Source organism: Sphingopyxis sp. BSNA05 (genome assembly GCF_013265645.1).
Lineage (GTDB): Bacteria > Pseudomonadota > Alphaproteobacteria > Sphingomonadales > Sphingomonadaceae > Parasphingorhabdus.
Window position 1 is genome coordinate 1 of sequence record NZ_PYIA01000169.1, and the last position, 1,891, is coordinate 1,891.

General features: G+C 54.9%; 1 protein-coding gene and 1 pseudogene. One reads left to right on the forward strand and one right to left on the reverse strand.

The genetic code is table 11. The annotated features are described in order from the left end of the window. Positions 1–1,457 (forward strand): annotated as a pseudogene (locus C8024_RS19570) (DUF5934 domain-containing protein); the annotation flags it as partial. A 186-nt stretch (positions 1,458–1,643) separates the two neighbouring features. On the opposite strand, the gene C8024_RS20590 reads toward C8024_RS19570, so the two are convergent. Beyond that, positions 1,644–1,891 (reverse strand): hypothetical protein (locus C8024_RS20590; RefSeq protein ID WP_217272341.1); only part of this gene is annotated, 248 nt, incomplete at its 5' end.

The following is a 1,891-nucleotide window of genomic DNA, read 5'->3' on the forward strand; positions in this document are numbered from 1 at the left end:
ACCAGCTATTCGCCACTCGGCCTCGGCGATGCACATGAACGCTCGATCAAGGCTATCTACAAGGCTGCTGGTTGGGATTTGGCCGATGAGCGCTTTCTCCAGCTCCACGGGCTGATCGCGGCCATGCCCATGACGCTGGCGGATGGTCTTGCCCATGATCTCAAACGTTTAAAGCGCCTCAAAACCATGCTGTCGACCAGCGCGGCCCATATTGCGCCATTGCAGGGCGAGTTTCTGGGCGGGCCATTGCCACATCTGCTGCTGGTCGGCAGGCGCGGGCAGCCATTTTACTGGTCGCCATTTGAAAATGACGCCGGCAATCATAATGTCGCGATCTGCGGAAAATCCGGTTCCGGAAAATCGGTGCTGCTCCAGGAAATGTGCGCGAGCCTGCGCGGTGCAGGCGCGAAAGTTGTTGTGATTGACGACGGGCGCTCGTTCGAACATTCGGTTAAATTACAGGGCGGTCGTTTTGTAGAGTTTACGCTCAAATCCGGTTTCTCGCTCAATCCATTCTCGATGATTGACGATGTGCGCGCTGCCGAAGACGATGATTATAAACTCGACTGCATCGCGATGATCAAAGCGATTGTCGGCCAAATGGCGCGGCACAGCGACCGGCTTACCGATACCGAACGCGGTCTGATCGATCAGGCAGTCACTACAGTTTGGGAAGCGCTTGGCAGCGGCGGAACCATCAATGACGTAGCAGCGGCGTTCGCAGCCATTTCCAATCCTGTCGCGGATGATCTGGGCGTTGCCATCGGTCCCTATATGAGCGGCGGTAGCTATGGCGGCTTTTTCGAAGGCCAAGCCAGTATCGCACTCGATGATGATTTTACCGTATTTGAAATGTCTGATCTGGCAACGCGCGAAGAGCTAAGATCGGTCATTTTGTGCGCAATCATGTTCATGACCAGCCAGGCGATGACCCAAAGCCCGCGCAGCACCAAAAACTGCTTCTGATCGATGAAGCATGGTCTTTGCTCAAAGGCGGTTCGATGGGCGAGTTTGTTGAGACCTACGCGCGAACGGCGCGCAAATATGGCGGCGCGCTGGCCACCGCCACGCAGTCACTCAATGATTATTACAAATCCGATGGCGCAACCGCAGCGCTCGAAAATAGCGACTGGATGCTGGTGCTACAGCAAAAACCGGAAACCATTGCAGATTTCCGCAAGAACGACCGCCTCGACATGGATGATCGCACCGAAACGCTGATCCGCAGTTTAAAACGTTCGGGCGAGGAATATAGCGAGGTCTTTATCAAAGGCCCGGATAGCGAAGCAGTTGGTCGGCTAGTTCTCGATCCCTATTCCGCCTGCATCTATTCTTCTTCGCCCGATGTTTATGCTGCGATCGAGGCTGAGCAGGAAGCGGGTGCTTCTCTGGCACAGGCGATCGCCCGCGTGTCCGGTGTTGGCGCCGACAATCGGAAGGGCAAGCACAATGCCTGACAAAACCGATACGCTGTTTGATTCTTATCTTTCCCTTGGGACAAGCAAGGACCGGCGCTGCAATCGCGCTCCGTTCCCACTAAAGCAGTTTTTCAAACCTCTTGCCACATCATGGTGGAAACATCGCTATTCGCGATCAGCTCGGTATTGATGGCGCTCGGCCTGCCGCTGTGCTTTTTCCTGCTGTTATCGGGCTGGGATTTGCTCGGGCTGTTCACGCATCTGGACAATTTGAGCTGCCGCTATCTCGAAGCGGACGGAATGCGCAGATTGGCGTTTTCCAGCGACCTCAAAATCATATTCTTTGGGTCTACTGCTCTGATCGCGGCGCTTCGGATGCCAGGATTTACCAGGCGGATAGCGGGTGCCTTTCCCGAAAGGAGCAAGATATGAGCAAATTTGCAATTTCACCAGAGCATCTGCCAAGCGCGCGA